The organism is Hahella sp. CCB-MM4, from assembly GCF_002260525.1.
Classification (GTDB): Bacteria; Pseudomonadota; Gammaproteobacteria; order Pseudomonadales; family Oleiphilaceae; genus Hahella.
Map to the genome: position 1 here is coordinate 646,413 of NZ_MRYI01000001.1, position 24,334 is coordinate 670,746.

Sequence of the window (24,334 nt, forward strand, 5' to 3'; positions counted from 1 at the left end):
AACCTGGGAATTAGGGGGCTTCTGCGATTTCGCCAGGATCTGGATCCTGGCGTATCAATTTATTGGGGCTTGTTATTAAGCTTAAAAGCCCATGGCTGATGATGTGCTGCGCCTTGGATCAGCCCCTCCGTAGAAGATGCCGTCGTCACCGACCATAATGCTTTGAATCGCTCCCATGGCCGATTTCTGGGTAACGGTGTGCCCAAGCCCCTCAAGCAATTCAATCGTATCCGGGCTGATACCCTCCTCAATACGGATTTCATCCGGCAGCCACTGATGGTGGATGCGTGGTGCATTGACGGCTGCCTGCACGTTCAAGTGATGGTCAATAACATTCATAATCACCTGCAACGTTGTGGTGATAATACGGGATCCGCCGGGGCTGCCGGTCACCAGGAAGTTTTTGCCATCCTTTTTCACAATGGTAGGAGACATGGAGCTCAACATCCGCTTGCCCGGTTCAATTTTGTTCGCTTCTCCCCCGATCAGACCATAGGCGTTAGGCACGCCGGGCTTGGCACTGAAATCATCCATCTCGTTGTTAAGCAGGAATCCGGCACCATCCACCACAATATGACTGCCGTAGCTGAAGTTGATGGTGTAGGTATTGGATACCGCATTACCGAACTTATCCACAACTGAGAAGTGAGTGGTTTCGTTGCTCTCATACGGAACAGGATTCCCAGGCTTAATGGTCTTGCTGGGGGTCATGTGATCAATCTTGATCTGCTTGCGTAGCTCTTCGGCATAGGATTTTGAGGTCAGCCCCGCCAGTGGTACATCGACAAAATCCGTGTCTCCCAGATATTTGGAGCGATCGGCATAAGCTCTTTTCATTGCTTCTGCCATCAGGTGTATGGTCTTGGCCGAATTATGGCCGTACTCACTGATGGGATAGCCTTCAAGAATATTCAGAATCTGAACAATATGGGCTCCACCTGAGCTAGGTGGGCTCATGGAATAGATATCATAGCCGCGATAGGTTCCATGAACCGGCTTTCTGACCACCGGTTGATAGCTCTTGAGATCTTCCATCGTGATAAGACCACCACCGCGTTGCATCTCCGCGACCAAGAGCTCAGCGGTTTTACCCTCGTAGAATCCTTTGACCCCCTGTTTGGCAATTCGGGTCAGAGTCGCGGCCAAGTCCTTCTGAACAAAGACGTCCCCCGGCTCATAGAAAGAACCATCCGCCTTAAAGAATACTTTGCGGCTGGAATCAAACTTTCTTAAGCGCTCTTCCCGGTCCTTGATACCATTACTGAACCTGGGTGTGACGACAAAACCTTCAGAGGCAAGACGAATAGCAGGCGCCAGAGCTTCTTCCAGAGAAATGGTGCCATATTTTTCCAGCGCCAGCGCCAGACCGGCTACAGTTCCCGGAACCCCGGAAGACAAATGGGAGAAACGGCTCAGTTCAGGATCGGCTTCGCCTTCGGCATTCAAATACATATCCCGGGTTGCAGCTGCAGGCGCTTTCTCCCGATAATCGATCGCCGTCACATCCTTACTTTTTTCTGACGAAATCAGCATGAAGCCGCCGCCGCCAATATTCCCCGAACGTGGCTGGGTTACCGCCAGCGCGAAAGCAGCAGTGACTGCCGCATCCACCGCATTACCGCCGTTTTTCAGGACATTCAATGCCTCTTCAGTCGCCAGAAAATGACTGGTCACCACCATGCCCTGCCGAGCCTCTGCGGGAACGCTGCGATCACCTTCCAGGATAGCCGCGCTTTGCACCGAAGTGGATACAACCGCCGTGGACGCAAAGACAGTCAACATAAACGTCAGCCATCTGCTCTTGCTTCCTGTCACAGATCGTTCTGTTACGGATCGTTTGGGTATTTTTTTTATAAATTCCATGAGTTGCCTCCTGTTTGTGGCCACAATGGCCTGATCTGCCGGCGAAGAGCTTATTACCACCGCTCCACCAACGGGAATCCATGAAGATTTGGTAATACTATACTAACCTGAGCTATGACCGGCATGTCCGCAGTTTCCGAAGCGCCAGGGTTACTCGATTGAATCCCGATACTGACTTGGTGTCATCCCCGTCCAACCAACAAAGGCCCGGCGGAAATTCGACGCATCGCTAAAGCCCAGTACATGGGCAATTTCATCAATAGTCAATTCCCCGGCTTCCAAATGTTGCCTGGCCAGCTGCTGCTTTACCTCTGCCACCAGATCTTTATAGCTGCGGCCGTTATCAGACAATTTCCGATGCAAAGTGCTGACACTGACGTGAAGCCGCTCCGCCAGTTCTGAAAGTGTGGGAATATCAGGGCAACTGACAAAGAGTATCTGGCGAATTCTATCCGGGAGGTTATCCTGTGCCAGCATCTGCTGCATACTTTCACAGCGCTTGGCAAACAACTGAGCCATCGCGGGATCGGCTGACGGCAGTGGATAGCGGGCAACTTCGGAGGAAATCAACATACCGGAAAACGGCTGACGAAACTTTACCGGCACCCTGAATATCTGCGAATACTGTGCTTCATGCGGCGGGGGAGGATAGCTGAACCAGACTTCAATACCGGTCAAATGTCCACTCAACAGAAATTCTGTGGAGCAGTAGATGCTGGTGACAAGAAATTCCGTGGTCAGCCAGGGTTGGGAATCGATGCTGTAGCTGGGGTCAATTTGAATCTCAATCCACCCGTCCCTGTCCCGGATATCAAACCGGACCCGTGGGGCCTGCACCTTGTAATACTTTAACAGGACTCCCAACGCATCCGCATAGGTCGCACTGGCCATGGCGGCATACCCGAGCGGACCGTGCGTATTGATATTAAGACGTCGCCCTACCTCCAGCCCCAAAGTCTGCCCGGGACACAATGAAACGGCAGTTTCGGTAACGGCCCGGATTCTGTCCGGATCCAGCAAGGTGTCACTGGTCAGTTCAGACTCTTCAACATGACACCTGAGCAGAAACTCCCGGCGATTTACACCGAGTTCTTCCAGAACGTCAATGAGCGCATTTATGTAATGTCCACGCATCCCGTCAGCCGTTATTATTGTTGTCGAACTGTCAGACGGATCCCGGAAACTTTGCCTCAGCTAAAAATAACTGGTCGTTGTATTATCCTGCGGCTATGTTTATGGGTATCCATTTGTGGTTTATGAAAGCCTCTAGTTACTTTAAAGCGGTTACGTTAAACCAGCTACTTGAAAACAGTTACTTTAAACCACCTCAGGCTGCAGCATTTTCAAACATGACAGACAATGACTTGTTGATTAATAATCTGCAACCTGTTGTTCACCACTGGATCATACTAAATTGGGTAAAGTGAACCATGTCAACTTTACCGGTACCGGAAGAAGGATGTCCATGCTTATGTCAGCCCAGCAAAAAATTAACAACGATCAGAGTTTCGCACACGCGAAGGGCTCATCAGCAAACCAAACCCCTGAGTCTATAACGATCAGACCCAGACACCTGCATTTTGACGTGAAGGAAGATCTCGCCACTCTATGGCACAGCGGAGACGCCTTCAAAACCGCTTTCTTTAACGCACTGTCACTACAGTTTCCCCGCGGAGAACGCCATTTTATTGATTCTGTCCGTAATTATCGCGACCGGGTAAAAGACCCCGCACTACAGGAAAATATCCGCGGTTTTATCGGCCAGGAGGGGCTGCACAGCAAAGAGCATGAAGCCTATAACGAAGCCCTTGCTCAACGGGGCTATGACTTAGATGCCATAGATAAACGTTTCAGTGCGCATATGGACTACGTTTACAGCAAGCGAAATCATCTTCGTCTGGCCGGCACCTGTGCGGCGGAGCACTACACTGCGGTACTGGCACATGGCTTACTGAATAACCCGGACTGGCTCCACGGCGCCAGCCCCCGGATGCAGGCACTCTGGCGCTGGCATGCGATCGAAGAAATTGAACACAAATCCGTTGCCTTTGACGTTTACCAGAGTGAGATCGGCATCCACAAAGTGCGCTTCATTGTCTTCTTTGTGGTTACCTATAATTTCTTCAAATACACCTTCCTCAATACCTGCAGCATGCTCAAAACGGAGGGCAAACTCTGGAGCCTGAAAACCTGGCTGAAGGGGTTGAACTATCTGTGGGGTAAACCCGGTGTTATCAGAAAATGCCTGCCTCAGCTTTTGAAATACCTGCGTAGGGATTTCCATCCGTGGCAGTTGGATGAGCGGCAGGATTTAAAAAAATGGAGCCAACATCTGGAAGAAACCGGGTACGGAACCTGATGCGGGTTCCCCACCCGTCACACTCAGATACACCGACGACCATTTCGACATAGTTTGTGTCAATTTAGCCAATTCTATTTCTGACTTTCCCCTGCCAAGCTAACTCACCATCAAAGACCCGTAACACGGCCGGGAATGGGAGCGCCGCTGCTCCTTAAAGTTGAGGACTAATATGGCTTATTCACTGCAGGACAAAATCATACTGATCACAGGCGCAGCCTCAGGGATCGGCAGAGAAACCGCACTACTGATGGGACAGCACGGTGCTGAACTGGTGTTATCGGATATCAATATCGAAGACGGTGAACAGGTCGCGGCACTGATTGAAGAACAGGGAGGAAGAGCTCACTTTAAAGCGGCCAATGTCGCCGATACCCGCGAGGTAAAAGCCCTGCACCAGTTTGTTCTGGACACTTGCGGGGGCCTGGACTGTGCGATTAACAGTGCCGGTATTGAGCATGACAATCTTCGTCTGGCAGATTGCGATGACGATCTGTTCGACAGGGTGATTGATATCAACCTGAAAGGAATTTTTCTGTGCATGCGCGAACAAATCAAGATCATGCAGTCCAAAGGACATGGGCACATTATCAACCTTGCCTCTGTTGCTGGTGTCAAAGGAGCCCCCACACTGGCCCCCTACTCAGCCAGTAAATTCGGCGTGATCGGTTTGACCCGAAGCGCTGCCCTGGAATATGCCCGCATGGGAATTCGCATCAATGCTGTCTGCCCAAGCTTCATAAACACTCCCATGGTACAGCGCTCGCTGAAAGTGATGGACGAGAAAACCGCCAACAGCATTCGTTGCGCCAGCCCCATGCGACGCCTCGGCGAGCCGCTGGAAGTTGCCCGCACACTTGCCTGGCTGGCATCTGACGAATCCAGTTTTATGAATGGCCATTCTGTAGTGCTCGACGGCGGCCTGACAGTCTGATCCTCCCTATACAAAACCATCCCTAAACAGAATCATCCCGGCTGAATATCCCGGCCGGGACACTCCAATGACTGTCGTGACCCACTTTCAGCCTGTTTTCACTTGCAGGCGGTTTTGGCCCATTTAGCGAAATATTTGTCCATCAACGTTTTGTGGCGCCCGCTACGCTTAATTTCCTGCAACGAATCTTCTAACCGGCGAACAATATCAAATGAGGTCTTTTTACTGGCCACCAGCCATAGTTCGCTGGAGAGTTCAGACACGCCGACCACTTTTTTCAGCTGATCCGGATTCAATCCCTGATCGCAGGCACGATGTCTCACCGAGTAGTCAGAAAACATAATCAAATCCACAAAGCCGCGATAAAGCCTGGCAATGTTGCGTTGGTTCTCAGTAATGCTGTCAATAAAGGAAGAATCACCCTCAACTCCGAATCCATGGGTGGCTAGATATTCTTCCAGGCTGCTGCCTATCTGACTGCCGATCCGATAGCCGTGTCCCTTTAATTCTTCAGGTGTAACGGCATTGATCTCATGCCTGGAGGCAAGTGTATAGAAGGAGAGGCTGTAGGGCGCCACCGTCCCAATCCAGTAATATTTGTCTTCCCGCTCAGGGGTACGCGAAAGGGAGAAAACCAGAATATTGGGCTCCATTTCTGCCAGCATCAGAGCTCGCTTCCAGGGAAGAACTTCAAGCCTGGAAATGGCTATCGACTTGTCAGGCTGAATATTTCGAATGACTTCCTGAACCGTCTCTACCACAAACCCTGAGAGCTCACCGTCCTCCGTGAGAAACTGTAAAGGCGGAAACTCCTGGGTATAAAGTTTCAGCTGCTGTGGCTCTCCGGCCGCCATAGTACAAAAAGAGACCAACCAACCCCACACAATCCATATTGTTGTTATTATCCGATGATGATGTTTATTGATAACCTTCTGCCCCCTTCGCACCAAGGCAATCGTCTATGCCTCGCTGAAATCCTGGAATTCAACTCAAAGTACAAATATTTAATATATTCGAAGTAGGCGCAAGTGTTCTTTAGTTCACAACGAACCATCAGCAGTTCAAACCAGCCATCAGTTCACCGCGAAGCATCGGTTTTCATCAACCGCCTTCTTTTGGTCACTCCCCGTTCGACCTTTTGGTAACGCCTATTTCACTAGCCATCCGATAGGATGGTCATCGCCCCACATATATCCGGATGTTTGACATATGTCAGGTCCGCTGCGCTGCATCAGACTATGCTCGTAACATTGAAAGGTAATACTGGTTTTAGACGGCACGGAGTGTTAGAAATTGACATTAAAGCAGCGGACTTTTCCGACCTCTTCCAACCAACACAAGGAAAACCAACATGCCCTTTGACGTGGTGACCATTGGCAGCGCAACCGTCGATCACTTTGCTGATACAGATTCAGAACTTATCAAGATCGACACCCGCACCAGCCATGAAGAACTCATCGCCTTCCCTTTGGGCAGCAAACTATTGATCAAGGAGTTGAATACCACTACCGGCGGTGGAGGAACCAACACGGCAGTCGCCTTTTCACGATTGGGTTTGAATACCGGGTTTCTGGGAAAAATCGGAGCAGACGCTGCCGGAGACTTCGTGCTGGAAAAACTCTCTCGTGAAAGTGTGGAATTTATCGGACCACGAGGTGGTCAGACCGGCTTTTCCGTGATTCTGAACAGTATTGAAGACGACCGTTCCATCCTCGCCTACAAAGGGGCAAATGATCAGCTGTACAAAAATGAGGTGCCAGAACTGGATACCCAATGGCTATATATTTCCAGCATGCTGGAAGACAGCTTTGACACTGTGATAGACATTGTTTCCCACAAACATTTCAACGTCGCCTTCAACCCCAGTAACTATCAGGCCGCGCTGGGATATGAAAAGCTTAAGCCGTTGATTGATAACGTCACACTGCTGGTCATGAACCGGGAAGAGGCCTGTAAGCTGCTTGGCCTGGATCCCAATTCCCCGCCTGAGATTCCTGAGTTGATGCAGGCAATGGCCAAACTCCCCTGCCGGTATTTTGTCATCACAGACGGCTCCCGGGGAGCCTGGGTCTATGACCGCGAGCACTGCTACCACGGCACCCCGACCCAGGATTTGAAAATTTGTGAAACCACCGGTGCGGGTGACGCCTTTGCCGCAACGTTCACCGCAGGCATCATCCGGGGGCTGGATATTCGGGCGGCATTAAACCTAGCCATGACCAACTCGGAATCCGTATTGCAGTATAAAGGTGCAAAAGAGAAACTACTTACCTGGGACGAAATCAGCTCTATTGCTGCCAATAACGAGCGTAGCATTGAAGCCGTTTCACTTGCTTCCTGCTAATCAGGCACTAACATGTGCAGCAGATTGTCCCTGGACAAGGGGCTATTGAGAATAATCAGATTGATCCGGAGTTCAATCAATGCAGACCACAGAAACCATTACCATTGAGATCCACAATGCCATTCCCAGCGGCGGGGTGGAATCCACCGCCAAAATTATTTCCCTGTGGCAACTGGTGGAGGGCTACTTCACTGCCCGTGACTTTGTGGTTGAAGACCCATATCGGGGGCAGCTGGGCGAATACCGGATCAGCCTGGATGCCAGTGCGTTAATCAACCTGATGCAAGCGGCGCAAAAGAGTAACGAAAGCTTTGATATCTACCGTCAGATGCATGCTGCGGACAGCAGTATTGCCATCAACAGCGAACTCCAGATTACGGTAGAGGCGCTCAATGCAAGAACAGAACCCTACTCGGTTTACCATGCTGCCAGCGTATTTATTCAGCAACTACTGCTGGGGATGAACCTGGCATTGCCCGGTTCCTGCCAATTCCTCAGCACCCGCTTCGCAGGTAAGCAGGCACACCGCTTCGAAGCACAGGATTTCGATTCAAAAGCCTTCTACGATGCGTGGCTCAGCGCTACAGAACATGGTTGGCCAAAGCTGCAGGAGCTGGAATTTGAGAAAGTATGGAATTGGTTTGACAAGGCCGGTACCAGCGAACGTAACACGGCAATCACCACCATCAACAAGGTATTGATCGATCTGCTCAAAATCGCCCAGCAACGCTATCGCTATGGCGCTCGTACCGCAATGCTGGTGGGCAACCAACTGGAAATGCTGGTGGGCACCAGCGACGATCAGGACATGAAACATCTGCGTGAGCGGGTCAGCCTGATTCTGGGACGTCCGCCGGAGTCTGCGGATTGCTTCAAAGAACTCTATCGTTTGCGGGAAGCCCTGTTCAAGGGAGAGCATCCGGTCAGAAGACCGGCATTGGTTTATCACAATGCCGATGAAGAGATCATGCTGCAGCTGGCACAGCATAATTCAGGCGTGGAAAAAGCACTGGCAGTAGTCCTGTCATTGCTGCAGGATCTGATTCAAAGCGACTCAGACGGGTACCATTTCAGCGAGCAAATGCAGCGCCGGACTCAGGACTAAAACTCAACAGTCCTGCAATGTTGTTCAGATCTGGTTCAATGTTGTTCACATCTGAATCAATGTAGCTCAAATCTGACAGGCACCAGAATCTGCCCAGAACCTTCTGAAGACGCTGCCAGCCGCCATTGCTGCAGCGTCTCCAGCGCTTTACGATCCAGAATGGCATAACCGCTCGATCGGTGTATTTCCGCATCAACAACCTGTCCGCTATCGGCGATGGTCAAAGCGATAATCACTTCCCCCTCCCAACCTCTACTGCGGGCTATGCGCGGGTAATCGGGTTTCGGCGTCAGAGGCGACCCCATCACATATCTTGGCTCGGCGGGCGCAACAGATGTCGCAGACAACTGACCAGTTGCTGCAGATTCAGGTGATTCTCCCAAGGCTTCTTCAGATAATCGCTTATTGCTGAATTCGGAATTCGCCAGGCTCTTCTGTGGTGCCTGTTTCAGGCTTTCCTGAGGTGACCGTTTCAAGCTCTCCTGAGGTGACAGGTTCAGGCTTTGATCAAGGCTTTCTGCCGGTAACTCGACCTTATCCCCAGAATCTGTTTTCTCTGAATGGGCACTCTGAATCTGAGGTTCCGATTCAGGGCTCTTGTTGCTTTGGGCTTCATTTACTTTGACAGGTTCCTGAACTGGAGCCTCTGAAACAGCGGAAGCATTTTGAGAATGTTTCGGTTCCTCCGTCGGGACCTTGTTTCTGCGATCAGCTATGTCATCAGGAGCAGATGTCTCATGAGAACGAGCAACCTCCGGTTCCGACGAAGTTGCAGGTTCGGTTGCAGCTTCCGGTACTGTTTCTTTCAAGGCAGGGCTTTCGGATATGGAGGATCGTTGATCTTCCTCTATCGGACTCTGCTCTCCGCTATTCCCAGCCTGATTGAACGCCAACGCCACCTCAATAGTGGCTTGTTCCCTGCCCTCGGTTGTTAACATGAAGGGACTGGATTCCAACCAATAGGCTAATAGCCCATGAGCCATCAAGGACGTGAGCAGGCAAGAAAAGAGTGTCCATGGCGGCCCCCATCTTGATGATGCCGCAGTCAGCATGACTCCACGTCCCAGGGGAGAATATACGGCTGGCCTTCATGGCTTCCCACCAGGGACCGAACCCCAAATGCCCTGCGGACATTTTCCTCATTCACCACCTGGGCGGTTGGACCGCTGATTAACTGCCGGTCCGGCGTCACCAACACTGATTCATCACAGTACTTCAGAGCCAGATTCAGATCATGCAACACCACCAGTACGATTCTTCCATCACTGGACCACGAGCGCAGATGCTGCATGACTGAAAGTTGATGCTGGGGGTCCAGCCCAGCCACCGGTTCGTCGGCAAGTAATATCGGGGCATCCACCGCCAGCGCCCGGGCCAGCATGACCCGGGTGCGCTCTCCACCCGACAGCTGGGATACCTTGCGACCCGCCATGGCCTTGACATCGGCAATGTCCATTGCCCTGTCGATGGCCTGGAGATCCTGTGCCGGCAGTCGATGATGGCGATAGGGATACCGTCCAAGTTCTACCACTTTCTCCACCGGCATGGGCCAGTGGCAGTCTGCCTGCTGCTCAAGATAGGCGAGAGTTCGGGCGCGCTCCATATCAGAAAGTTGTCGCAGATCCCTGCCATCCAGGCTGATCTGGCCATTCAAACAATCCGCCAGCCCCAGAATGCCTTTCATCAATGTGGATTTACCTGACCCGTTACTGCCCAGTATCGCGGTCACACAGCCTTCGCGAAATCGCAGAGTGGCGTCGGCAATGACCGGAGCCCCCCGATATCCAAAGCTGGCGTTATTCAGTAGAAGTTCCCGATTCCGGCTCACAATTCCACCTCTGCCCTACGCACGTGCCTTAGCAGCCAGAGGAAGAACGGCCCGCCTAACAAGGCCGTGACCACGCCGATTCTCAATTCCTGCCCGGGCGGCAGCATACGCACCAGAACATCCGCGCATACCAGCAATAATGCTCCAGCCAAAGCGCTTGGCAATACCAACAGCCGTGGTTGCCATTGTGTCAGGGGACGCAGTAAATGGGGCACGACCAACCCGGCAAAACTGATCACCCCGGCGACGGACACACAAGCGCCGACTGCCAGAGCGGTACCCAGCCCAACAGACCACAGAACCCGGCGACCACTGATACCGAGAGAATGAGCCGTATCCTCACCTAGAGCCATGACATCCAAGGCGGGAGATAATCTGTATAGCAAGGTCATGCCTATCAGAACAGGGAGGGCAATTAACCATAAATGTTCCAGGGATCGATGCTCAAAAGATCCCATTAGCCAGAACAGCATGTCTTGCATGGCAAATGGATTGGGTGCCAGATTCAACATAAGTGCGGTCATCGCCGAACTGAAGGCATTCAGTGCCGCTCCGGCAAGGACAATCAGCAGGATGCCGCTTTCCTTGCCAATCAGAGTGATCAGAATCCAGAAACCGGCTATGGCCCCAAGGATACCGGCCAATGGAACCATCCAGCTCACTGTGAACAGACCAAAATACATGGCCATCACCGCTCCCAGTGCTGACATGGAAGAAATTCCCAACACGCCGGGATCTGCAAGTGGATTGCGTAGCCAGCCCTGCAGGACAGCACCAGCCATTCCCAACACCGCTCCGCAGATCGCTGCTAAAAGTGTCCTGGGCAGGCGAATCTCCCAGAGAATCAGTTGGCTCTGCCAATCCCAGCCCGGCCAGGTAAGACCCGCACCACGGCCAGTCATCAGGGAAACCGCCATCACAGCCAGTAGCCCCATTGTCAGAGTCGTCAACAGAAGGCTACGTGACATGATCACTCTCTTTGTTCACAACATGATGAATAAATACAGAAGCCGATGGATTATTCTCGTGCTGAAGAATATGGCGCTGAATCTCTTTAGCGGCCCGCAACAATGCCGGAGTTCCACAACTCAGCCAACCGGCGTCTACCTTGACCATGGGATACCGGCTGTGCACCTTTTTCAATGCCGGGTGATCCATCCATTGTGTCGCCCGGGCCTGACCACCAAACAGACTGTCCGGTACGATAATCAGGTCAGGCTGCCAATAGATCAATTGCTCAAGACTGACCTGCCCCCAGCCCTGAATGCCTCTCTCTGCTGCAATATTGCTCAGTCCCAAAGCCCTTAAATAGGCATCCTGAAAATTATCGTTCCCCGCCACCCAACCGTTGGCATTCACCACCATCGCCTGAATATTCAAGGGGGCCAGATTCTTCTGAATATCACCCAGTCCGGTTTGTAGCCGGGTAACCATGTCATGGGCACGGGATTCCTGGCCCAGCCATGCGCCCAGTTGTTCCCAATTACGATATAAAGCATCAAGGTCTTGCGGCAGTGACAGCTCGTGCCAGTCGTAGCCAAATTTTTTCACCAGGCTTTTCAGGCCGGGCGCACCGAACTGACCGCCAATAATCATTGCCGGTTGCAGGTTCATCACCTCTTCGATTTCGCCATGGTTGGCAGGGATGGCCTTCAACAGCGGGAAAATTTCGAGATTGGTTTGTTCATGACTCAACCAGGTGACGGAACTCAGCCGATCTGGTGCCAGATAACCAACCATCTGATCCACACACTGGTTTACGGACATGACATCTGCCGCCCGGGCCATTGAAGTTCCCGTCAGGCTCCACAGCAGCAAAGCTGCCATTCCAAAATGAGAAGAGATAAGGGGCATAGGACCCATTAGGCCGGCCAACCAATCATGATCAGAGCAGCCAACACCGTATGTTGATTGTCATTGACCCGGAAATTCCCCGTTTCCGGACTCGAAGATGGGCCGACGACAGGTTTCCTGGCTTGCGGGTCTTTACCGGGATCAGTCTTCCCATCATTCTGACAGTGACTTACTGCACAGGGCGTACTGATGAGACCATGTGTCTGACGAACCCGATTCTTCGCTGACAGTTGCGGGGACAGCTCCGGCTTTTCCGGATTCCCTTGCGGCACTCCTTAACATTCGCCTTGAGGCCTGAATGTTTTTTGAGCGCCAAACCGACGACGCCGCCATTATCTTGAAATGCCCGCGGTAAGTCTAGGGATACGGCAGAGCGTTTTGTAGGCAGGTCCCTCACGCATCTATGAGGTTCTCACACGTCTGAAGGTGGTTCTTGTTCAACGGTGACCACTTCTGTGGAACCCGTCGGATGGCATATGGTCTATTCTTATACCTTGATAGATCTTCCGACAGGGCGTTGGCAGATGGACGAATATGAGCATGGAACGCAAGGAGTGTGATAAACCATGAAAGGAACCCGCTTTCCCCAACAATATCCAATACTACTGGCAGCCCTGATATTTGTCCTGTCAGGATGCCAAAGCCTCGGTCAATACAACGGTGGTAAAGAGACAATCACGCTGCCGCTGGTACAAGGCTGGTTTGAAGATCAAAAGGTTTACTACATCACCACTGATGTGTCCGATCACGACATGGCCGTCAAAATGAATGCTGTTTATGCCCCCCGACTGCGCGATGCGCTTCCTTCTTACCCCAAACCACCAGGGCTGAAAACTGCCATCGAACGCGTGTACCGATTTCCGGGAACCAACTTTAAAAGCGTTTTCCCATCAGCCCCCGAACCATTTGGCCCTCAAAGCGAAAACACGCACTACAGCCCACTGTGGTTACTCTACGAGGTCCACTGGAATCCCGGCACAGCCCCTCACCAGCTCACGTCGGAAGAGGCCATTCTGGAAGCTGAAGAGCAGCAACTGGTTACCATACACCGCACCGACATTGTGGTTAACTGCCCCATTGTGCAAGACGCCACCGGAGCAAGCCTTGGCATCAAAAGCTCGGACTCCAAAGGTAGTTGGTGAGCCGGAGAGGCAGTTGGTAAGCCAGAGAGACATTTCTTGCAACCAAAGCCGCATTGGATTTATCTCCATGGCGTTATACATTTCAAGAGCACTGATTCCAGGATCTGTTGACGTATCGGCGCAACAGAGCGATGGGCTCATCATTAAAATAACAACGAGAATCAACCATCATGACTGAAACCACTTCCAAGCACGCCAGCGTACTACGGCGTCTGTTATTCCTGGTGTTTATGTATGCGGGCATCGCCTACGGGTTAAGCCTGCTGGAATATACCCTATTCAATCTGACCGGCTGGTCACCTGTCAGTGTTGAACGCAGCGTACAGGTGAACACGCCTGATGAAATCAACCTCGAGTTTCAGAAATGTGGGGCTCCCCTGTTTGCAGCAAATGCGCTGACCACGAAGAAGGTTGATGAGCCTATCCTGGCCCGCTGTGGACGCTTCTGGCCTTTCTACTACCATACCATTGAAATCAATGCCCACCCGTTGATCCCCGGGGCCTTTATTGAGTACGCCGATGAAACTCCCGAAGCTAAAGCAGCCCGCGAGGACTTTATCCTGAAGATGCAGGTCATCAATGGGGGCTTTGCCGTAGTATCCCTGTTTATTCTTGGGCTATGCGGCATGGCCATCTACCGCTTTGTTATAAAAAAGGATGAAGAAGGGGCTTACAAAACAGGATTCCATGCTTTTATCAGTAGTTTTCTGATGTTGGCCTGTTTTACCGGATTGATGTTTTTCGTCGATCCCACCTTCGGTTATGGCTGGTAATTCAGCTGCCGTCGTACCGGGACAGAATTTGCCCCAGCTGATACAACGCCTTTTGCAATTTTTCCTGAGGAATGGCGCAGTTCAAGCGCAGGCAATGACGGTATTTTCCCGAAGGACTGAAGAGGCTTCCCGGAGCAATACTGATTCCCTGCTGTAACGCCAGGTGATAGAGACGATCGCTGTCATACACCGGAGGCAGCTCCACCCAAAGAACAAAGCCTCCGGCAGGTCGGGTAACTCGGGTGGATTCCGGAAAATAATCCTGCACCCACTGCCGGGCTTTTTCCATCTGAACCTGCAATTGCTGGCTTAAGTGCCGCAGGTGCCGCTTGTGATCGCTATCCTTCAGATAACTGACCAATGCCATCTGCGGTACGGTGGCTGTGGCCAGGCTACTGGTAAACTTCAGATAGTTTGCCTGCTCCAGCCATTTACCCGCTGCGATCCAGCCAACCCGTAACCCCGGGGATACGGTCTTGGAGAACGAGGCACAGTAGAGTACCTGGCCACTATCATCAAAACTCTTCAGAGCCCTTGGCCTCAGAGCGCTGTACCCCAATTCTCCGTATACATCATTCTCTATCAGGGGCACTTCCCGCTGCTGGCACATGGACACCAGGGCAAGCTTGTCCTGATCAGACAAAGTGGCACCGGTTGGATTACTGAAATTGGCCATCACCAGAACGGCTTTCACCGGCCATTGATCCAACGCCAGTTTCAAAGCACTGAGGCTGATTCCCAATTGTGGATCCGTCGGGATTTCCAGCGCCTTAAGCCCCAGGGCATTGATAAGCTGCAATACACCGTAGTAGGTGGGCGACTCGACAGCCACCACATCCCCGGCCTGGGTGACGGATCTTAACGCCAGCCTCAATGCCTCGTGGCAACCATCAGTGATCGTGAGTTGTTCCGGCCCGACCGGACAACCGGCATCCGCCATCTGTGATACCAATGCTTCACGTAACTCGAGAATACCTGGTGGAAAGCTGTACTGGTCCAGACGCTTGCCCTGCTGCCGCAGCGCACTGCGATAGGCCCTCTGTAACGCCAATCGCGGAAAATATTCAACATCCGGGACTGCTGCTCCCAACGCAAGGACTGACGGATCCTGAACCGTCTGCACCAGCTTCATAATCATGCGTTGATCTGATACCAGTATCGGTTTGGGTATGAACGTCTGTGCCTTCGGCTGACGCCCGGAATCAGACCGGGCCAGGACGTAATAACCGGAACGTGAGCGCGCCTCCACCCAGCCCTCACGTTCGAGCAACCGCTGAGCCGACATGACGGTGGAAACACTGACAGAGAAATGCTGCACAAGGTCCCGGGTCCCAGGAATGCGCTGCCCCGCCGAGTACACTCCCTCCCGAATGCGCTCCCTTATCTGCTCAGCTACCAGTTCGTATCGCTTCAAAGCACTCTCGTCTCCTCTTCCACCATGCTTTCCTCCGTATTTTCCATCACAAAGTAACAGACCACCCCAAACTGTACCGCTTTTTTTTAATTTTTCTTTATCTATATCGATTTCTAACAGCCACGCATACTTTCAATTTGTTGTTTATCGCTACTGGTTACTAATTAGCTATTAGCCACTTATTCGCTATTGGTTGCTTAGAACATTTATCCACAACGTCCGTCCCCTATTACTTATTGGTTACTTCTGAGGAGAACAATAATGACCGCCACCAGCCTGTGTTGGATGAACCGGGAAATCAAACCCACCACCGAATGCTCTATCCCGGTCCTGGACCACGGACTGCTTTATGGTGACGGTATTTTCGAAGGCCTAAGGTACTATCATGGGCGGGTTCTTCACCTGGATCAGCACCTCGCGCGTCTCCAGCATTCGGCCACTGCGATCCAATTGACGCTGCCCTATACGCTGGAAGAAATAGAAACAGCGATTGAGACATTGATCAGCCAATACGGAGAGCCATCCGGATATCTGCGCCTGGTGGTCACCCGGGGTGCAGGAAACCTGGGCCTGAATCCCCGTCATTGCCCCAAAGCGAACCTGTTTATCATCGTTGACCAGCTTAGCCTTGCCAGCCAGAAAGCCAGGGAAGAAGGAATGAAGTTGGTTACCTCGACTATTCGACGCATGACAGGATCAGGTCTGGATGCCAGGGTCAAAAGCCTGAACTACCTGCACTCGGTATTGGCGAGAATCGAAGCCAACGCGGCCAATGCCGATGAAGCCATCCTACTTAACGAAAGAGGGTGCATTGCTGAAGGCACGGCCGAAAACCTGTTTATTGAACTGAATGGTGCTTTGTTGACGCCACCATGCAGCGACGGTGCATTGGGCGGTATCACCCGCGCCACGGTGATGAAATTGGCACGACAGCTAGATATTGAGGTGCAGGAGCGCTCACTGACCACCTACGATGTCTATAGTTCAGACGCCTGTTTTATGACAGGAAGTGGCGCCGGGCTGCTTCCGGTCGCAGAGCTGGATGGCAGGAAACTCAAATCGTCCCAGGGTACTTTGTTCCTGCGGATAAAAGACGCTTTTGAAGCCTATATCAAGGCTCAATGCGAGAAATAAGGCCGCTTTAAACGAAAGAACCGGCACATTGGCCGGTTCTTCTCAGCGTTCGAGGATTATCCAATCACTCGCGGCCGTCAACGCATTCAGCCTTGGTCGGGTCAGCGTGACAGCGCACTTTCAGCATCAGCTTCAACGCTTTAGGGTTATAGATACCATCTTCCTTCAGGGAGATACGCACTTCCTTCAACATATTGTCGAAACCTTCGGCGTCTTCGCGGCTTGGACGAACCCAGGTCGTATCAGGAATTTCCGCTTCCGCTTTCTTCACAATTTCCATGAATTCAGCAAACCGGCTTTGATAATACTCACGCATATTCTGGGCAAATTCCCGGTCGAAGCGATCGGCATGGACCACTACCTGGAAAGTCATTTGCGCAAAATTGTAGTGGAAGATCCCACCGTCTGGCTCCAGGCCTTTATAGAGTTCCAACGGGGTGTAGGCGACCGCGGGCGCATAGGCCACATCCACGCTGCCATTATTGAATTTTCCTGCAAAGCTTGAAGTCGTCGCGCTGACAACCGAAGCCCCCACCTGACGAACCATGGTCACTGCCGCCGGGTCATAATCCAGCGTGGCGATTTTCTTGCCCTGAATTTTTTCCACTTTATCGATGGTGCGATCCCGCAGGAAAACATATACCGCACCTGCCGGGGCAATACCGGCAATCTCATACTTACCTTCCAGCATCAGCTTGGCCGCTTTGGAGCTGGCCAAAGTCTGCATAACCGTCTCCAGCTCGCTGTATCCGGGAATCGCGCCGACGGCTACCAGGGTTCCGGTAAACTGGTTGTATTCGCGGGCACGCACGTCTGTCAGCAATACGGCATCACACTGTCCGGCCTTAAAATCATCTGACGCGATTTTTTCATCCGTGTAAGCACTCATGTCCAGATCATATCCCCAACCCAGCGCCTTCACTTTGGTTGCTTTGGTCAGGTTAAAAATGGGACCGGTCGCCCCAAGAGGATCAAAAATACAGAAGTTTCGCTTTTCTGCGGCTTGTGCAGAAACCGCAGTCACACAAAGCGCCAGGCCCAATAGCGCACGACGGATGCCACCAGTCATGAGAGTTCTCCATTAAACTGTTATCGTTATATTTAGCCCACCGTATTGCCGAACATGGCATCCGGCTGGGTTCAGTTTTTGTTCTTTGAGGTTATTTTTATCTTGAATTTCGACGCCTATCCCGGCCAAATAGAAATTCAAACACTCGTTTAATATAGAGTAAGGCTATCGTTTTTAATGCCGGAAAGTGCACATTTTGAAGCTTTTATTTACATGATATGCGCGCCATTTAAGGCTTCAGAGACTTTATCCCCCGCTTTATTCAGAGTAACATGAGCGCCGTGTTATGAACTCGCACCGGTAAATTCCCAGTAATTGACACGTGTGCGATCCGCAAACCGTGAAAGGCTAGAGCAATTTTTTCAATTCTCGTCCATAGATTCAGAGTGTCCATTTCCCCATGTTAAATTCCGACGTATTGTCACAACTCAAGCAATTCAAACAGGATCTGCGTGAAGCCAACAACCGCTTTGAAGGTATTGTGAAAGGCAGCCCAGGCCGATTTGGGTTTGTCACTATGGAAGAAGGGCGGGAGGCATTTCTGAATCCCGACGAAATGCAAAGAGTTTTCCCGGGGGATAAAGTCCTGGCGGAAGTGAGCCAGGATGAGAAAGGTCGCGATGTCGCCAAGGTAGTGGAATGCCTGGACAGCGAGCTGAAATATTTTGTCGGCCGCTATTTGGTTCGCGGCAATGGACATTTTGTCGATCCGGATCTTAACGGTTTGAGCCGCTGGATTTTTATCCCGCCCAAAAAGCGGAAGCAGGCAGAGGTTGGCGACTACATTCTGTGCCGGGTTTTGCAACACCCATTCAAGGAAGGCAAACCCCAGGCCGAGGTGGTAAAGATTATCGGTAAAGACGGTCAGCCCGGATTACCCGTTGACTACATGCTGGCCAAATTCAACCTGAATGCCAAAAACCCCGCACGGTTTGACGAAAAACGGGCACAGAAAATTCTCGAAGAACAGGCAAAAAGCCGTGTGGATTATCGTGAATTGCCATTCCTGACCATTGATGCAGCAACCACCCAGGATATGGACGATGCGCTTCATGCCGCTGCTGCGGAAAATGGCGGCTGGACTTTACAGGTGGCGATTGCTGATCCGGCCAGTCTGGTGGAAGAAGGCGGTGATATCGACAAATACGCACGTCGTCTTGGCGCAACACACTACTTCCCGGACCGTATTGTTCCCATGCTGCCACCCCGGCTGGCAAACCATTATTGCTCGCTGCTGGCCGGTGAAGACCGTCTGGTACTGATGTGCACCATGCAGATTTCAGCGGATGGCAACATTGAAAGCAGCCGCATTGAAGAAGCGGTCATCAAGAGCAAGGCCAAACTCAGCTACGAAGATGTCGCATCCGTTCTGGATGGAAAAGAGAGCTCCCACGAATTTTCTGATCAGCTATCCACATTGAAGGCTGTCACCGATGCCCTGCGTCAACGCCGTCAGCAGGATTGCCTGATTACACCAGACCGCCCCGAATACCGACTGATACTGGATGACAACAAGAAAGTCACCGATATCGCTCTCAAAGTGAGCAATGCCGCCCACGGTGTGGTGGAAGAAGCTATGGTCGCCGCCAACCGGTGTGCTGCGGCCTACCTTGCCGAACACTGCAAGCCGGCCTTGTATATGGCTCACAGTGGATTCCGGGAAGAAAGGATTGAACAGATCCAACAGATCATGAGTGAACAGTGCCCTGGCTTCGACGCCAGCGTGCTAACGCAATGGCAGGGTCTCAAGACTCTGATGCAAAGCGAAGAAGTGCAGAAATCCGAACTCCCTCTGGCAGCGATTGCCAGCCGGTTGCTGGCCCGGGGAACACTGAGCCGGACACCCGCCCCCCACGCAGGGATGGGACTGGAGTCCTACACCACATTCACCAGCCCGATCCGGAAATACCTGGACCTGACTGTCCACCGCTTGATCAAGGCTTCGTTGAATAGCGGCAAAAGCCCCAGCATCAATGAACGTATGGTGGAGCGCCTGCAGGAAGCTCAGCGCAACGGCCGTAATGCGGTTAACGGCGCAGAGAACTGGTTGAAGTGTGAATTTGCCCAGACTCTGACAGGCAAACCTCTGCAGGGTACCGTACAACATACTAACGGTGCCGGATTCCAGGTACGACTGAATGACACCGGTATTGAAGGCCTGATCAACCTGGGCGAGCTGAAAGAGAAATTCCGGTTCGATGGCACCTACTTCCAGCACATTGGCGACAAGCATCAATACCGCCTGGAGCAACCTGTTGAAGTGGTTATCACCCAAGTGGATATGGATAAGAAACAGATCACGATGGCTCTGACGGAAGTGCAGTCCGAAGCGGAATCAACTGCTTCCCAAACGGCCGAGCAAAACGCCTGATAGCGATCTAGCACCAACCCACCCGGTCAATATCCGGTGGGTTGGTGCTCACACACTCCCCCATTGGTCAAGCTGAATTGCAAAGGCTTGCGACCCAGGCAACAAAGCCGAAGATCCCTCGTTGTCAGTTCTCCCCCAGTGCTGCTATGGTTCCCGGGCACCATCAGGCAGTCCGTCGTCGTATACAGGCATGATGCAAGCACAACAGCAGACACCTGCCCTTACATAAAAAGAAAATCTTTGAAACAAGAAGAGGTATTGGATGAACATCAAGGGACAATATCATTTTCCCTACAGTGTAGAGACCGTTTATCAAACCTATGGAAACCCCAGGCATATCGAGGAAAAACAGCGATTCCTCGGCTCCCGCAACATAGACATCCAGCAGTGTGCACAATCAGAAGAGCATTTTCAGCTTAAAGTGGTTCGAGAAGTTCCGGCAGAAGCCCCGGCAATGCTGAAAAAATTCATTGCAGACTGGAATACACTCATCCAGCAGGAAAGCTGGGAATATAATGGATCCCAGGGTTATAACGCCCAATTGAAGGTTTCCATCGAAGGTGTTCCCGTCACTATTACGGGCGATATTCAACTGATCCCGGACGGTGAAGGTTGCACCCATCTCATCACCCTGAAGTTTGACTGCAAAATTCCCATCGTTGGAAAAAAACTGGCAGAGTTTGTCGCCGGCAAGACAGAGGAAGCCATGCAGAATGAATTCGCCTTTGTCTCCGATTACCTGCAGGCGAATCATTAACCCCGTTGACGAACGGTTAAAATCCGCTCACGTCCTTTTTTGCGTAAACGACGGGACATCCACACTGCGGAACTTGGCAGCAGATTAGCAATTCTGGCCAGCCAACCTCGGTATACAGGCAGCGCCACTTCCAGTGGTGCGTGCCTGAGGATATTGCCAAACACCGAAGCGGCAATCTCCTCGACAGTTAAGGCACGACCACCTGAAAAAGTCAGTGCAGCTTCTTCCGGATAATCCAGCTGCAGATCATACATTGCTGTCTTGATCAAATCCGGGCAAAGCACTGTCACATCGATGCCGGTCTCAGCCAGCTCCTGGGCCAGAATCAGGCTGTATGCACGTACTCCCACCTTACTGACGCTGTAGAACCCCAAACCGGGAACCGGCGCAACACCAGCCAGTGAAGCAATATTGATGATATGGCCGGCATCAGTCTTCAGCATATGGCGCACAGCCATCTGACTACCGAGAACCACTCCTTTGAGATTCACATCCAGATGAAAATCCAGATCCTGACTGGGGACATCTTTCAGAAAACCCGGTCGAATCACACCGGCATTGTTGATAAGAACATCCAAGCGGGCCCACTTGCGCATGAGCAAATCATACAATTCCCCCCACTCGCCTTCCGCCCGCACATCAAGGCGAGACAGAAACACCTGATCCTCTGGCCATTCTGACTGTCGGCAGCGGATCTCAAGCATTGGCAGATCAATATCGGTCGCCACCACCAGATAACCCTGACTAATGGCGTGATTGACCAACTGTGCACCAACACCATTGGCACAACCGGTAATCCAGATGACGGGCTTTTCGGAAACAGACATACCTTCCCCTATGATTGTTATTCAGCAGAGGGTGATGTTGATTACATTAGTTGCTTACATTAAGGGTAGGATAAAGAAATGGATTCAGGATATAGCGCCATTCCATTGCGGAATAGCGTCATAGATATATTGCTGTTCGGAGATCAGGCAGCTGTGGGCGCTGGGACCGATGCGGCGTAAAACATGTCTTCACGCACTGTGGACTTGAGAGATTCAAATACATCGCGTGCAACCGTGACGCATTGTGCACAATCCTTGGCCAGGCCAAGCTTGTTAACAACGTCTTTCAGGCGGCGGGCACCGTTTTCAACTTCCCGCTGAATATCCCGGTCGGTAATACCCTTACACAGGCACACGTACATGAATGCATATCCTCTGTAGATACTTATTTAACCAGATATGTTTAACCAAACATGGTCAATACCAAACACTGAAAAGATCTTAATCTAAATGAGAATGTTTATCAATAATATTTTTGTTAGTTTAATCACGTTCTTATTCCAATCTGACAACGTGAGCATTTTTTGCACTTTGGGGTTGTCAAACCAGGGGAAATACGACTATATTTCAGCCTCATCGATTTTATTTTTTACGGTAACTAAAGTTTAAACCCATGAAGCAAAACCTGATTCTAGTCGTCAACCTAGTCGTGGTGGTCGTCGTACCATTGCGGGGGTTGTCGTTGCTGAATCAAAAATAAAGTAAGACTTCAGAAAACCCCCGCTTCGAAAGAACCGGGGGTTTTTTTATGCCCCCGGGTCAGGCGGAAAGAACCATTGCAGACATAAAAGCATAAACAGGTAGACCCATGAACGGCGCGCAAGCAATTATCAACGCTTTGGAAGCTTACGGAACCAGAACCATCTTCGGCTATCCCGGTGGCTGTATCATGCCACTTTATGACGCCTTAATTGATTCATCCCTCGAACACATTCTCTGCCGTCACGAACAGGCAGCCGCCCTGGCTGCTGATGGCTTTGCCCGAGCTTCAGGACAGCTGGGGGTCTGCGTTGCCACCTCCGGTCCCGGTGCCACCAACCTAATCACCGGTGTCGCCAATGCTTTCATGGATTCCATCCCCATGCTGGTGATTACCGGGCAAGTGCCTGCTGGATTAATCGGCACAGATGCCTTCCAGGAAACCGACATCCTGGGCATGACTCTGGGGATCGTTAAGCACTCTTACCTGGTTGAGTCTGCAGATGATTTACCCGAAATCATGCAGCAGGCCATATCGTTGGCGACCAGCGGAAGACCGGGCCCGGTATGGATTGATATCCCCAAGGACATCCTGCTGCAGAACCTCTCCGTTGAGATTCATACCAAGGAGGCCGATCAAACGGGTACTAAACCAGGCATCAGCACCAGCGAGTTGATAGCCCAGGCCGCCGCCATGATAGCCGGATCACAAAAGCCCCTGCTCTACAGCGGTGGCGGAGTTATTGCCGCCAACGCCATCGAAGCCTTGCGGAACTTTGCCAATGAATTGGGTATCCCCCAGGTAGTGACTCTGAAAGGCATCGGCAACCCGGGTAAAAATCATCCACTGAATCTCGGTATGCTGGGAATGCACGGCTCGCGGGCGGCAAATGAAGCGGTAAATGATTGCGACCTCCTGATAGCCGTCGGCGCTCGATTCGATGACCGGGCGACAGGGAAAGCCACCAGTTTTGCACCCAACGCCCGGATCGTTCACCTGGATATTGACCACAGCGAGTTCAACAAAATAAAGACGGTCGATTGTTCATTGCACGGGGAGCTTCCTGAACTCTTGCAGCAAATGCAAAACCATTTCAACGACCGGTTACCCATTGATAGTTGGCGGCAACACTGCCAGGAGCTGAAAGCATGCAAAGGCTTTATTCCCACTCCCAGTCCTGACGAACAGGCGCCAATCGACGGCCCCGAGTTTCTGGACCTGCTGTCCCGGCTGGCCCCAAGCGATACCGTCATCGCTTGTGACGTAGGACAACACCAGATGTGGGTAGCACAGTATGTGGACTTCGACCATCCCCGCCAACATCTTAGTAGTGGGGGGCTGGGAACCATGGGATTCGGTCTCCCGGCGGCCATGGGAGCTCAGTTTGCCCGGCCTGACGCCAAAATCATCAATATCTCCGGGGACGGCTCATTCATGATGAATCTGCAGGAAATGGCCACCATCATGCGTTACGACCTGCCGATAAAAATTGTCATTCTGGATAATCAGCGTCTGGGCATGGTCCGACAGCAACAGGAGCTGTTTTACGGACAGCGCTACAGCGAAATCGATTTATCCGACAATCCGGAGTTCACCAACATTGCGTCCGCCTTTGGATTACATTCTCTGAAAATTGAGCAAAGACATCAGATGCGACGCGGTATTGAAACACTACTCGCCTACCCTGGGGCCATGTTGCTGCACGTTTGCATTGAATCGGATACCAACGTGTGGCCGATCGTTAAGCCAGGCGCAGGTAACGATGAAATGATTGAGCCGGCTTCCCGAAATACCGAACAGGTCGGAACCGTAGGATAACTAGAGCAACCGGATAAACAGACTAATCAAATAGCCAGAACC

Annotated in this window: 21 protein-coding genes and 1 riboswitch; of the genes, 10 read left to right on the top strand and 11 right to left on the bottom strand. The window is 51.7% G+C overall.

Annotated features, from left to right (window positions below; genetic code table 11):
- Positions 1 to 81: 81 nt before the first annotated feature.
- Positions 82 to 1,782: a gamma-glutamyltransferase gene (ggt, locus tag BTA51_RS02880; protein ID WP_246840904.1), complete on the bottom strand. Its 1,701-nt coding sequence runs from the start codon at positions 1,780 to 1,782 to the stop codon at positions 82 to 84.
- 231 nt (positions 1,783 to 2,013) lie between these two features.
- Positions 2,014 to 2,997 carry an AraC family transcriptional regulator gene (locus tag BTA51_RS02885; RefSeq protein WP_094705877.1) on the bottom strand — a complete coding sequence of 328 codons (984 nt, stop codon included), beginning with the start codon at positions 2,995 to 2,997 and terminating at the stop codon, positions 2,014 to 2,016.
- Positions 2,998 to 3,334: 337 nt separating this feature from the next.
- Between BTA51_RS02885 and BTA51_RS02890 the strand changes: the two genes are divergently transcribed.
- Positions 3,335 to 4,222 carry a metal-dependent hydrolase gene (locus BTA51_RS02890; RefSeq protein ID WP_094706048.1) on the top strand — a complete coding sequence of 296 codons (888 nt, stop codon included), beginning with the start codon at positions 3,335 to 3,337 and terminating at the stop codon, positions 4,220 to 4,222.
- Between the two features lie 172 nt (positions 4,223 to 4,394).
- Positions 4,395 to 5,156 (top strand): SDR family NAD(P)-dependent oxidoreductase, encoded by a 762-nt coding sequence (locus BTA51_RS02895; protein ID WP_094705878.1) that lies wholly within the window; start codon positions 4,395 to 4,397, stop codon positions 5,154 to 5,156.
- 98 nt (positions 5,157 to 5,254) lie between these two features.
- Here the strand turns inward: BTA51_RS02895 and BTA51_RS02900 are convergent, their stop codons facing one another.
- Complete coding sequence (locus BTA51_RS02900) at positions 5,255 to 6,010, bottom strand: ABC transporter substrate-binding protein (RefSeq protein ID WP_094705879.1); 756 nt, start codon at positions 6,008 to 6,010, stop codon at positions 5,255 to 5,257.
- A 497-nt stretch (positions 6,011 to 6,507) separates the two neighbouring features.
- On the opposite strand from BTA51_RS02900, the gene BTA51_RS02905 reads away from it, so the two are divergent.
- Complete coding sequence (locus BTA51_RS02905; RefSeq protein ID WP_094705880.1) at positions 6,508 to 7,500, top strand: carbohydrate kinase family protein; 993 nt, start codon at positions 6,508 to 6,510, stop codon at positions 7,498 to 7,500.
- A 79-nt stretch (positions 7,501 to 7,579) separates the two neighbouring features.
- Positions 7,580 to 8,605: a hypothetical protein gene (locus BTA51_RS02910; RefSeq protein WP_094705881.1), complete on the top strand. Its 1,026-nt coding sequence runs from the start codon at positions 7,580 to 7,582 to the stop codon at positions 8,603 to 8,605.
- 56 nt (positions 8,606 to 8,661) lie between these two features.
- Here BTA51_RS02910 and BTA51_RS02915 read toward each other — a convergent pair whose 3' ends face one another.
- From BTA51_RS02915 to BTA51_RS02930, 4 genes are all read right to left on the bottom strand, one after another.
- Entirely contained in the window at positions 8,662 to 9,543 is an 882-nt protein-coding gene (locus BTA51_RS02915) for an energy transducer TonB (protein WP_168188027.1), read from the bottom strand.
- 107 nt (positions 9,544 to 9,650) lie between these two features.
- The gene (locus tag BTA51_RS02920; RefSeq protein WP_094705883.1) at positions 9,651 to 10,433 is read right to left on the bottom strand and encodes an ABC transporter ATP-binding protein; all 783 of its coding nucleotides are present in this window, start codon (positions 10,431 to 10,433) and stop codon (positions 9,651 to 9,653) included.
- Positions 10,430 to 11,401 (bottom strand): iron ABC transporter permease, encoded by a 972-nt coding sequence (locus BTA51_RS02925; protein WP_094705884.1) that lies wholly within the window; start codon positions 11,399 to 11,401, stop codon positions 10,430 to 10,432. Before BTA51_RS02925 ends, BTA51_RS02920 begins: the two co-directional genes overlap by 4 nt.
- The gene (locus BTA51_RS02930) at positions 11,391 to 12,287 is read right to left on the bottom strand and encodes an ABC transporter substrate-binding protein (protein ID WP_094706049.1); all 897 of its coding nucleotides are present in this window, start codon (positions 12,285 to 12,287) and stop codon (positions 11,391 to 11,393) included. The genes BTA51_RS02925 and BTA51_RS02930 overlap by 11 nt, the downstream gene beginning before the upstream one ends.
- A gap of 89 nt (positions 12,288 to 12,376) precedes the next feature.
- Positions 12,377 to 12,589, bottom strand: a riboswitch (cobalamin riboswitch).
- A gap of 264 nt (positions 12,590 to 12,853) precedes the next feature.
- On the opposite strand from BTA51_RS02930, the gene BTA51_RS02935 reads away from it, so the two are divergent.
- Together BTA51_RS02935 and BTA51_RS02940 are read left to right on the top strand one after the other, a co-directional pair.
- A complete protein-coding gene (locus tag BTA51_RS02935; protein ID WP_094705885.1) occupies positions 12,854 to 13,429 on the top strand; it encodes a hypothetical protein in 576 nt (191 codons plus the stop codon).
- Between the two features lie 170 nt (positions 13,430 to 13,599).
- On the top strand, positions 13,600 to 14,202 hold the full coding sequence (locus tag BTA51_RS02940) for a hypothetical protein (protein WP_094705886.1): 603 nt from the start codon (positions 13,600 to 13,602) through the stop codon (positions 14,200 to 14,202).
- Position 14,203: 1 nt separating this feature from the next.
- Here the strand turns inward: BTA51_RS02940 and BTA51_RS02945 are convergent, their stop codons facing one another.
- Positions 14,204 to 15,616 (bottom strand): PLP-dependent aminotransferase family protein, encoded by a 1,413-nt coding sequence (locus BTA51_RS02945; protein WP_246840895.1) that lies wholly within the window; start codon positions 15,614 to 15,616, stop codon positions 14,204 to 14,206.
- 261 nt (positions 15,617 to 15,877) lie between these two features.
- Here BTA51_RS02945 and BTA51_RS02950 point away from each other — a divergent pair, with 261 nt between their 5' ends.
- Positions 15,878 to 16,750: an aminotransferase class IV gene (locus BTA51_RS02950; RefSeq protein ID WP_094705888.1), complete on the top strand. Its 873-nt coding sequence runs from the start codon at positions 15,878 to 15,880 to the stop codon at positions 16,748 to 16,750.
- Between the two features lie 64 nt (positions 16,751 to 16,814).
- Here BTA51_RS02950 and BTA51_RS02955 read toward each other — a convergent pair whose 3' ends face one another.
- Complete coding sequence (locus tag BTA51_RS02955; protein WP_094705889.1) at positions 16,815 to 17,819, bottom strand: putative solute-binding protein; 1,005 nt, start codon at positions 17,817 to 17,819, stop codon at positions 16,815 to 16,817.
- 400 nt (positions 17,820 to 18,219) lie between these two features.
- Here BTA51_RS02955 and BTA51_RS02960 point away from each other — a divergent pair, with 400 nt between their 5' ends.
- The gene (locus tag BTA51_RS02960; RefSeq protein WP_094705890.1) at positions 18,220 to 20,190 is read left to right on the top strand and encodes a ribonuclease R family protein; all 1,971 of its coding nucleotides are present in this window, start codon (positions 18,220 to 18,222) and stop codon (positions 20,188 to 20,190) included.
- 262 nt (positions 20,191 to 20,452) lie between these two features.
- Positions 20,453 to 20,947, top strand: a complete 495-nt coding sequence (locus tag BTA51_RS02965) for a DUF2505 domain-containing protein (protein ID WP_094705891.1) — start codon at positions 20,453 to 20,455, stop codon at positions 20,945 to 20,947.
- Here BTA51_RS02965 and BTA51_RS02970 read toward each other — a convergent pair.
- Both BTA51_RS02970 and BTA51_RS02975 read right to left on the bottom strand, forming a co-directional pair.
- Positions 20,944 to 21,774 (bottom strand): SDR family oxidoreductase, encoded by an 831-nt coding sequence (locus BTA51_RS02970; RefSeq protein WP_094705892.1) that lies wholly within the window; start codon positions 21,772 to 21,774, stop codon positions 20,944 to 20,946. The genes BTA51_RS02965 and BTA51_RS02970 overlap by 4 nt on opposite strands.
- 143 nt (positions 21,775 to 21,917) lie before the next feature.
- Complete coding sequence (locus BTA51_RS02975; protein WP_094705893.1) at positions 21,918 to 22,136, bottom strand: (2Fe-2S)-binding protein; 219 nt, start codon at positions 22,134 to 22,136, stop codon at positions 21,918 to 21,920.
- A gap of 446 nt (positions 22,137 to 22,582) precedes the next feature.
- On the opposite strand from BTA51_RS02975, the gene ilvG reads away from it, so the two are divergent.
- Complete coding sequence (gene ilvG, locus BTA51_RS02980) at positions 22,583 to 24,292, top strand: acetolactate synthase 2 catalytic subunit (RefSeq protein WP_094705894.1); 1,710 nt, start codon at positions 22,583 to 22,585, stop codon at positions 24,290 to 24,292.
- Positions 24,293 to 24,334 lie beyond the last annotated feature (42 nt).